Origin of the sequence: Streptomyces sp. NPDC057445 (assembly GCF_042802855.1) — a bacterium.
GTDB lineage: Bacteria > Actinomycetota > Actinomycetes > Streptomycetales > Streptomycetaceae > Streptomyces.
Genome location: NZ_JBHVDH010000028.1, coordinates 71,133 through 78,693, shown reverse-complemented (window position 1 = coordinate 78,693; position 7,561 = coordinate 71,133). Strand labels below are relative to the sequence as shown.

7 protein-coding genes are annotated in these 7,561 nt (G+C 71.1%); 5 read left to right on the top strand and 2 right to left on the bottom strand.

Annotation, left to right across the window (positions count from 1 at the left end; genetic code table 11):
- Positions 1–64: 64 nt before the first annotated feature.
- Both ACFU5O_RS34090 and ACFU5O_RS34085 read right to left on the bottom strand, forming a co-directional pair.
- Positions 65–331 (bottom strand): antitoxin, encoded by a 267-nt coding sequence (locus tag ACFU5O_RS34090; RefSeq protein WP_384246319.1) that lies wholly within the window; start codon positions 329–331, stop codon positions 65–67.
- Positions 332–353: 22 nt separating this feature from the next.
- On the bottom strand, positions 354–626 hold the full coding sequence (locus tag ACFU5O_RS34085; protein WP_384246318.1) for a hypothetical protein: 273 nt from the start codon (positions 624–626) through the stop codon (positions 354–356).
- A gap of 230 nt (positions 627–856) precedes the next feature.
- On the opposite strand from ACFU5O_RS34085, the gene miaA reads away from it, so the two are divergent.
- From miaA to ACFU5O_RS34060, 5 genes are all read left to right on the top strand, one after another.
- Positions 857–1,795: a tRNA (adenosine(37)-N6)-dimethylallyltransferase MiaA gene (gene miaA, locus ACFU5O_RS34080; protein WP_384246317.1), complete on the top strand. Its 939-nt coding sequence runs from the start codon at positions 857–859 to the stop codon at positions 1,793–1,795.
- 107 nt (positions 1,796–1,902) lie between these two features.
- The gene (locus ACFU5O_RS34075) at positions 1,903–2,376 is read left to right on the top strand and encodes a hypothetical protein (protein ID WP_384246322.1); all 474 of its coding nucleotides are present in this window, start codon (positions 1,903–1,905) and stop codon (positions 2,374–2,376) included.
- A gap of 92 nt (positions 2,377–2,468) precedes the next feature.
- Positions 2,469–3,422: a diaminopimelate epimerase gene (gene dapF / locus ACFU5O_RS34070; protein ID WP_384246316.1), complete on the top strand. Its 954-nt coding sequence runs from the start codon at positions 2,469–2,471 to the stop codon at positions 3,420–3,422.
- A 140-nt stretch (positions 3,423–3,562) separates the two neighbouring features.
- Positions 3,563–5,704 carry a RelA/SpoT family protein gene (locus ACFU5O_RS34065; RefSeq protein WP_384246314.1) on the top strand — a complete coding sequence of 714 codons (2,142 nt, stop codon included), beginning with the start codon at positions 3,563–3,565 and terminating at the stop codon, positions 5,702–5,704.
- 172 nt (positions 5,705–5,876) lie between these two features.
- Positions 5,877–7,331 (top strand): M1 family metallopeptidase, encoded by a 1,455-nt coding sequence (locus tag ACFU5O_RS34060; RefSeq protein ID WP_384246313.1) that lies wholly within the window; start codon positions 5,877–5,879, stop codon positions 7,329–7,331.
- The last annotated feature ends 230 nt before the right edge of the window (positions 7,332–7,561 follow it).

Sequence of the window (7,561 nt, the reverse complement as noted above, 5' to 3'; positions counted from 1 at the left end):
GAGTTGACTCCGCGGCCGTCCGCCGTTGCTCTTACGCGCTGTGTCGTGTCAGCGCGTCGCCGTGTCAGGGTGCCGGCGGCATCGTGCCCTCGTTCCCGGGCCGGGTGCCGTCATCCTTGTGGGCGAGGCGGTCCAGGGCTTCCTTGGCCTTGCCTGTGCCCGACTGGATCTTGTCGCTGTATTTTCCCTTGGTCCGGTGATCGACCTTCGCTGCGGCCTTGTCCAGGCCGTGCTCGATCTTGTGGATCCTGTCCTCGTGATGGTGCGCGAAGTCAGAGACCTTTTCCCTGGCCGGGGCGAGTTTGGCCTTCAGCGTGTCCAGCATGCCCATGGGTCACCTTCACTCGTGGGATCTATTTCCGGGCGCCCTCGCCGGCCTCGTTGTCCGCGGCCTCGTCGGCGGACTGCTGCTTGGGGATCTCCACGCTCTCCGTGGCGGAGGCCGCTTCCCCCGACTCCGCTCCGGAAGCGGCCGAAGCGGCCTGTTCCGCTCCGGAGACCGCCGCGGACGGCGTCTCCGGAGTCTTCGGTGCCGTCCCGGATCCGGATCCCGACTCGGAACCGCCTTCGGCCCCGGAGTCGGATTCGGCCGTCGGAGTGGCGGCCGACCCCTCCTCGGTTGACACCTCCGGAGTTCCCTTGCCCTTCCGGCGAAACCTAGCAAAAACGCCCATATCTACTCCATAGCCTACTCGTGTGGGCGAAATCCCGCCCCGCCCGGGGCGTCCCATTGCACCGCCCAAGGGCGACGGTTCGTAAACCGGCGGCCGGAACCTCGCAACAGGAAACGACCCCAGGCATGCTCCGTCACGTAACTCGTTCGGGGAGGCCCGCCGAGGTTTGCGAGACTGTGCCGGTGAGAAGTGCAGCTCCCGCACCGCGGGTCATCGCCGTCGTCGGTCCCACCGCGGCCGGAAAGTCCGATCTGGGTGTCCACCTGGCCCAGCAGCTCGGCGGCGAGGTCGTCAACGCCGACTCGATGCAGCTGTACCGCGGGATGGACATCGGCACCGCCAAACTGACCCCGGACGAGCGCGGCGGCATCCCCCACCGACTCCTCGACATCTGGGACGTCACGGAGGCGGCGAGCGTCGCCGAGTACCAGAGGCTGGCCCGCGCGGAGATCGACCGGCTGCTCGCACAGGGCCGCACGCCCGTACTCGTCGGAGGCTCGGGGCTGTACGTACGCGGAGCGATCGACGCCCTCGAATTCCCGGGCACCGATCCCGGGGTGCGCGCCCGCCTGGAGGCCGAGCTGGAGGAGCACGGCCCGGGAGCGCTCCACGCCCGCCTGGCCGCCGCAGACCCGGCCGCCGCTCGCGCGATCCTCCCCGGCAACGGCCGCCGCATCGTCCGCGCCCTGGAGGTCATCGAGATCACCGGCAGGCCCTTCACCGCGAACCTGCCCGGTCATGACTCCGTGTACGACACGGTCCAGATCGGCGTCGACGTCGGACGGCCCGAGCTCGACGAGCGCATCGCACTGCGGGTGGACCGCATGTGGGAGGCGGGGCTCGTCGACGAGGTACGCACCCTGGAGGCGAGTGGACTTCGCGAAGGGCGCACGGCCTCCCGCGCACTCGGCTACCAGCAGGTGCTCGCGGCGCTCGCGGGGGAGTGCACGCAGGATGAGGCGCGCGCCGAGACCGTACGCGCCACCAAACGCTTCGCGCGCCGCCAGGACTCGTGGTTCCGCCGCGACCCGCGTGTCCACTGGCTGAGCGGTGCCGTCGCGGACCGCGGGGAACTCCTGGACCGGGCCCTCGCGTTGGTCGAACGAGCGGTCACAGCCTGATCACGTGATGGCATCGGGACGCCCAGCGCGTCATCGCGGCGCCCGGGGTCGTGCCATCATCAATCATCGATCCACCAGTGGAGTCCGAGTTGGGAGGGCGCGTGGCGATGGAGGCCGGCCCTCGCGAGAGAGACCAGGAAGCACGGGAAGACGTGGCGCGTCTGAGCCCGGACGGTCCTGACGACACTCTGGACGTGACTCTGGACGTGCCCGCCGACGAGGCAGGCGGCATCGTTGTCGGAGCCGAGGTGGAGGTCGAGCTCCGCCCGCAGCGCAGGCTGCGGATCTGGCAGCTCGCGCCCATCGTGGGACTCGCCGCTGTCGGATCACTGATGTTCGCGTTCCCTCTCGCCTTCGGCTCGGGCGACGGCGGCGCGGTCGTCGCCATGCTCGGGCTGCTGATCAGCAGCTGCGCGGCGGGCTGGGCGATGATGGCGGCCCGCAGGGTCGGCCACACCTGGCCGGGGCTCCCCGGCCGCGGCTCCGGCGAACGGCCCGACTGGCGTGTGATCGCGCTGTATGTCGTCGTCGTCGGCGCGCTGGTCGCTCTCGCCGTATGGCGGGTCGCCCGGCTCCGCTGACCGGCTCTCCCGGGCCCGGGCCCATCGGTGCGGCCAAGGCCTCTCCGACCCGGCCCACGGGCCGTGTCCCACCCGGCCCGTACGATTGATCCGTGACCACTGCGCAGACCTCCACGAGCTCGCCGTCGCTCGCGTTCCTCAAGGGCCACGGCACCGAGAACGACTTCGTGATCGTCCCCGACCCCGAAGGCGTCATCGACCTGCCCCCGGCGGCCGTCGCCCGGATCTGCGACCGCCGAGCCGGGATCGGCGGGGACGGACTGCTGCGGGTGGTCCGCTCCGCCGCCCACCCCGAGGCCCGCTCGATGGCCGGCCAGGCCGAGTGGTTCATGGACTACCGGAACGCGGACGGCTCGATCGCCGAGATGTGCGGCAACGGCACCCGGGTCTTCGCCCGCTATCTGGAGCACGCCGGCCTGGTGACCGCGGGGGAAGTCCCGATCGCCACCCGCTCCGGCGTCAAGCTGGTCCACCTCGCCCAGGCGGTGTCCGACGGCGGATCCGCCGTGGAGGGCGACATCACGGTCGCCATGGGCCGCGCCCGGCTTCCCGAGGACGGGGTCACCGTCACCGTCGACGGCCGAAGCTGGCCCGCGCGCAACGTGAACATGGGCAACCCGCACGCGGTCGCCTTCGTCGATGACCTGGACCACGCGGGCGATCTGCTGTCCGTGCCGGCGTTCGCCCCTGCCTCGGTCTACCCGCACGGGGTGAACATCGAGTTCGTCGCCGACCGCGGCCCCCGGCATGTGGCGATGCGCGTCCACGAGCGCGGCGCCGCCGAGACCCGCTCCTGCGGGACGGGAGCCTGCGCGGTCGCCGTCGCGGCGGCCCGCCGCGACGGCGTCGACCCCGCGGTGACCGGCGAGCCCGTGACGTACACCGTGGACCTGCCGGGCGGGACGCTGGTGATCACCGAGCGCCCGGACGGCGAGGTCGAGATGACCGGTCCCGCGGTGATCGTCGCCGAGGGACGGATCGACCCCGCTCTGCTCCGAGGAGCCGCAGTCGGTGTCGTCCAGGACAGCCAAACGGCTGTCGCATAGAGCTTCGCTCGAATGGGTGATCCGGTTCACGCTGAGCGAGAGCCGGACTCCGCCACGTGGTGGGCTCGGTAGCATCAAGCACCGGCCCGGAGGGCAAGCCTGCCCCTCCCACCGCCGGTCGACGCTGCCGGAGGTGCCCCATGAGTGCAGAGGCCCCCAACCCTGGTGCTCCCAGTCGCCGGCGCGGCCGCCCCAGACTCGACCTCCGTCGGCTGGGCCGGGCCGCGCTGCTCGGTCCCGCCGCGCGGGGCCGGCTGCCCGACGCGATCGGCCATGTCGCGGAGGCACACCGCGCCCACCACCCCGACGCCGATCTCGGAATCCTGCGCCGGGCGTACGTCCTCGCCGAGTCCTCGCACCGCGGCCAGTTCCGCAAGAGCGGCGAGCCGTATATCACCCATCCGCTCGCCGTGACCCTCATCCTCGCCGAACTGGGCGCGGAGACGACGACACTGACGGCCTCCCTTCTCCACGACACGGTCGAGGACACCGATGTGACCCTCGACCAGGTCCGCGACGAGTTCGGCGACGAGGTCTGCTATCTCGTCGACGGCGTCACCAAACTGGAGAAGGTGGACTACGGCGCCGCGGCCGAACCCGAGACGTTCCGCAAGATGCTCGTCGCCACCGGCAACGACGTCCGCGTCATGTCGATCAAGCTGGCCGACCGGCTGCACAACATGCGCACGCTCGGCGTGATGCGCCCGGAGAAGCAGGCCCGCATCGCCAAGGTGACCCGGGACGTCCTGATCCCCCTCGCCGAACGGCTCGGCGTACAGGCCCTCAAGACCGAGCTCGAGGATCTGGTCTTCGCGATTCTCCACCCCGAGGAGTACGAACGCACGCGCGCCCTCATCGCGGACAACGCGGACGCGTGCGACGCGCTCGCCGCCATCGCCGAGAGCGTACGCACCGTGATGCGGGAGGCCGGCATCCAGGCCGAAGTCCTCATCCGTCCCCGCCACTTCGTCTCCGTGCACCGCGCCCGGCTCAAGCGGGGCGAGCTGCGCGGGACGGACTTCGGCCGGCTTCTCGTGCTCGTCGGAGAGGACGCCGACTGCTATGCCGTTCTCGGTGAACTGCACACCTGCTTCACTCCGTTGATCTCGGAGTTCAAGGACTTCATCGCAGCCCCCAAGTTCAACCTCTACCAGTCGCTGCACACCGCGGTCGCCGGTCCCGACAGCGCCGTCGCCGAAGTCCTCATCCGCACCCACCAGATGCACAAGGTCGCCGAGGCCGGCGTCATCGCCCTCGGCAGTCCCTACACGGCGACCGACGCCAACGACACTGACGACGCGCGCCGCACCGTGATCGCCGCGGGACAGACCGCGCCGGCCGAGCAGTCCGAGCACGCCGAAGGCGAGCGCGCCGATCCGACGCGCCCCGGCTGGCTCTCCCGGCTGCTGGAGTGGCAGGAATCCGCCCCCGACCCCGACACCTTCTGGACATCACTGCGCGAGGAACTCGCCGAGGACCGCGAGATCACCGTCTTCCGTGCCGATGGCGGGACGCTGGGCCTCCCGGCAGGAGCGAGCTGTGTGGACGCCGCATACGCGCAGTACGGGGAGGAGGCGCACGCCTGCATCGGCGCGCGTGTCAACGAGCGGCTCGCCACGCTCAGCACTCGCCTCGGCGACGGCGACTCCGTACAACTGCTGCTCGCCCAGGACGCGGCATCAGGACCGTCGCCCGACTGGCTTGACCACGCCCGTACGCCCGCCGCGCGGATCGCGATCACCCGCTGGCTCGCCGCGCACCCGGAGGGCGCGAAGGCTCCGGCCGCGGCGCCCCGCGCGCCCATGGCGGTCGCCGCCGGCCGGCGCACGGCAGCGAACGCCGTGACCGATCTGCCCGGAGCGAGCGTGCGCCTCGCCGGCTGCTGCACACCTGTGCCGCCCGACGCGGTCACCGGCTTCCTCGTGCGTGGCGGCGCTGTCACCGTCCACCGCGAGGAGTGTCCCGCCGTCACCAGGATGCGCACGCTGGGGCGCGCCCCGGTGGGTGTCCGCTGGGGCGACGCGGCCGAGTGCAGGGTCACGCTCGTCGCCGAGTCGTTCGGACGGTCGCGGCTGCTCGCCGACCTCACGGACGTCATCGCGACGGCAGGCGCGGCGATCGTCTCCGCCACCGTCGAGCCGCCGAGCGAACAGCGGGTGCGTCACACCTACACACTCCAGCTCCCGGACGCGGCCGGGCTTCCGGCGTTGATGCGGGCGATGCGCGATGTGGCCGGGGTGTACGACGTGACCCGCGCGCAGCATCCGGCGGGGACGCCATGAGCCTCGCGCAGCATCCGGCGGGGACACCGTGATCCGCGCGCAGCATCACGTGGCGACGGCCTGATCCGGCAGAAACACCGGGTGGCCCTGCCGTCAAGCTGCCGGAGTCCGTTCGGGTGGGGGCGGAGCGCGTCGTCGCCGCAGGCAAGCGCCGCGCTGGTAGCGGTGGTGCATGCTGCTCTCCTCTCGACGCCTGCGGGCCATGCTGCTCGCCGCCGCTTCGGTCACTCTTCTGGCCGCCGCACCGCCCGCACCCGTGCCGCTCGGCATCGGCGATCCACTCTTCCCGCACCTGGGCAATCCTGGGTACGACGTCATCAGCTACGACGTCTCGTTCGCCTACGGCGGCTCGAACAGCAAGCCTCTGGACGCAGTCACGAAGATCGAGGCCCGTGCGACCGAGCGTCTGGAGCGGATCAACCTCGACTTCAGCCGCGGCACCGTCCGCACGGTCGAGGTGAACGGCCGCGATGCCGAGTTCGCGACCGTCGACGAGGACCTTGTGATCACGCCCAGGGGAACGGTCGAGGCGGGGGAGCCGCTGAAGATCACCGTGAGCCACACGAGCGATCCGAACGGCCCCAAGGGCGCGGGGGGCTGGGTCCGTACCACCGACGGACTGGCCATGGCCAACCAGGCAGATGCCGGCCACCGGGTCTTCCCCTGCAACGACCACCCGGCCGACAAGGCCATGTTCACGTTCCGCATCACCGCCCCGGCGGACCTGACGGCCGTGGCCAACGGCCGGCTACTGGTGAAGGTCCCGACGGGGCGGACCACGACCTGGCTGTACCGCACCGGACACCCCATGGCGACCGAACTCGCCCAGGTCAGCATCGGCAGGTCGTCCGTCCTCCGCCGGACGGGCCCGCACGGTCTGCCCGTACGGGACGTCGTGCCGACGGACGACCGCACGATCCTGGAGCCCTGGCTCCAGAAGACTCCGGACCACATCGAGTGGATGGAGAGCAAGGTCGGGCGCTACCCCTTCGAGACGTACGGTCTGCTGATCGCCGGCGCCGACACCGGATTCGAACTGGAGACACAGACGCTCTCGCTCTTCGAACGGTCGTTGTTCACCGAGCCCCGGCGCCCGGCGTGGTACGTCGACTCGATCATGGTGCATGAGCTGGCCCACCAGTGGTTCGGGAACAGCGTCACGCCCCGCACCTGGTCGGACCTCTGGCTCAACGAGGGACACGCCACCTGGTACGAGGCGCTGTACGCGGAGGAGCACGCGCAGCAGCCCCTGGAGAAGCGGATGCGTGAGGCGTACAAGCAGTCGGACGGCTGGCGGGCTGCGGGCGGACCGCCTGCTGCTCCCAGGCCCGCGGAGCCGGGCAAGCAGCTCGGTCTGTTCCGGCCGGTCGTCTACAACGGCAGCGCGCTGGTGCTGTACGCGCTGCGGCAGGAGATCGGGGAGCCCGCGTTCGAGCTGCTGGAGCGTGCCTGGGTGTCGGAGCACAGGGACGGCACAGCGTCCACGGCGGACTTCACGGCGCTCGCTTCACGGATCTCGGGCCGCGATCTGTCCGCGTTCTTCCAGACGTGGCTGTACGGCCAGAAGACGCCGGCGATGCCCGGGCACCCCGACTGGCAGAGCGCCGCACCCGGGGCGCGGAGGTAGCCGCCGGTGTCGTCACGGCGAAGCCCCGGCGTCGGACTGCGGTGGTGCGGATGCCCGGCGGAAACCGGGGTGACGGCCGCGGTGGCACCGTGCGACCATCGACAGGTCGGCGCTGCCGGACCGGACCCGGCTGGGGAGCCCGCACGGGTTCTTCAGGCCTCGGGAATCTTTCCGGCCCGTCACGCGTTGTGACCGGCGTACCGTACTTTCCGTACCGTACTTCTCTTCGA

Coding starts and splice junctions, on each gene's coding strand:
- ACFU5O_RS34090 (WP_384246319.1), bottom strand. CDS start 331: ATGGGCATGCTGGACACGCTGAAGGCCAAACTCGCCCCGGCCAGGGAA.
- ACFU5O_RS34075 (WP_384246322.1), top strand. CDS start 1,903: ATGGAGGCCGGCCCTCGCGAGAGAGACCAGGAAGCACGGGAAGACGTG.
- ACFU5O_RS34065 (WP_384246314.1), top strand. CDS start 3,563: ATGAGTGCAGAGGCCCCCAACCCTGGTGCTCCCAGTCGCCGGCGCGGC.
- ACFU5O_RS34060 (WP_384246313.1), top strand. CDS start 5,877: ATGCTGCTCTCCTCTCGACGCCTGCGGGCCATGCTGCTCGCCGCCGCT.